The following is a 614-nucleotide window of genomic DNA, read 5'->3' as shown; positions in this document are numbered from 1 at the left end:
CCTCTTAATCGCGAGTTCACCGTGACCACGGCCGATGGCACCGAGCACACCGTCACTGTCACCATCAACGGCAGCGATGATGGCGCTATTATTACTCCAGCGACACCGGATGCCGATGCCGGCACGGTGAAAGAAGATACTGTGTTGATCACCGGCGGCAAGCTGGACGTGGTCGACCCGGATGCGGGCGAGGCGGTGTTTGATGCGAAGACCGTCACCGACGGCAACTTCGGGACGTTCAAGATCGGAACTGGCGGCACCTGGAGCTACGAGCTGAACAACGGTTCGGCCGAGGTGCAGGCGCTGACCGAGGCAAGCGAACCGCTGAGCCGCGAGTTTACCGTGACCACGGCGGACGGCACCGAGCATACGGTGACTGTCACCATCAACGGCAGCGACGACGGCGCCGTGATCACACCTTCTGTGCCGGATGCCGATGCAGGCACGGTGAAAGAAGACACAATCCTGACTACCGGCGGCAAGCTGGACGTGGCCGACCCGGATGCGGGCGAGGCGGTATTTACGGCCGAGACTGTCACCGACGGCAACTACGGTACGTTCAAGATAGGTACAGACGGTACCTGGAGCTATGCGCTGAACAACGGTTCGGCGGA

General features: G+C 61.6%; 1 protein-coding gene. It reads left to right on the top strand.

The window, feature by feature from the left end; all coding sequences use genetic code 11:
* Positions 1-614: VCBS domain-containing protein (locus tag EDI28_RS26230; RefSeq protein ID WP_325062652.1), on the top strand; the 614-nt coding region annotated here is incomplete at both ends.

The sequence above is a fragment of the Photobacterium chitinilyticum genome (assembly GCF_004104355.1).
GTDB classification, from domain to species: Bacteria; Pseudomonadota; Gammaproteobacteria; order Enterobacterales; family Vibrionaceae; genus Photobacterium; species Photobacterium chitinilyticum.
The sequence above is the reverse complement of the archived record's forward strand: the minus strand, read 5'-3'. Positions and strand labels throughout refer to the sequence as shown.